Source organism: Peribacillus frigoritolerans (assembly GCF_001636405.1).
GTDB classification, from domain to species: Bacteria; Bacillota; Bacilli; order Bacillales; family DSM-1321; genus Peribacillus; species Peribacillus frigoritolerans.
In genome coordinates this window covers 1-550 of sequence record NZ_LUUS01000006.1, presented here as the reverse complement: position 1 = coordinate 550, position 550 = coordinate 1, and the positions used below count along the sequence as shown (strand labels likewise).

Sequence of the window (550 nt, the reverse complement as noted above, 5' to 3'; positions counted from 1 at the left end):
ACCCGGATACCCGTATGAATCATTGTGTAGACAATAGCAATATTCCTGAAATGCCCAGAGGCCTCGATTTCTTTTAAGAGCGCAGCTTGCTCAAGCATGTTCAGGGCTTTTGGCGGATCTTCTTTCTTTTCCTTTGCTTTACGATCGATGTTGAGGACGATTTCGGGTTTTTCAAGGAACCTGGAAAACATGGTAATGGCTGAATAATGTTTTTCAATCGTTCCTCCACTCTTGTTTGACTGTTCCATATCGTCTAAATAGGTTTGGACGTGGGATTTTTCAATCTCTTTCGCCTCATCTTTAAACCATTGAAGAAGCTGGGAGATGACTCCCACATAGGTTTTAATCGTACCATCGGATTTATTTTGACCCATTAACCATTTCGCAAAAGAATGAAGAATTTGTTTATTGTCCAGGATTTCTTCTTTACTGGTCATTCGAGAAGCCCCCTACCAAAATTATGCTATTAATAAGCCTTTCCAACGAATTGTGGAATTTATACAAAAAAACCTTAGGATAATCCTAAGGTTTAGAATACGTAGATAGGATT

1 protein-coding gene is annotated in these 550 nt (G+C 38.9%); it reads right to left on the bottom strand.

All coding sequences use genetic code 11. The annotated features are described in order from the left end of the window. Positions 1-437: phage integrase N-terminal SAM-like domain-containing protein (locus tag A6755_RS25675; protein WP_174878795.1), on the bottom strand; the 437-nt coding region annotated here is incomplete at its 3' end. Positions 438-550 lie beyond the last annotated feature (113 nt).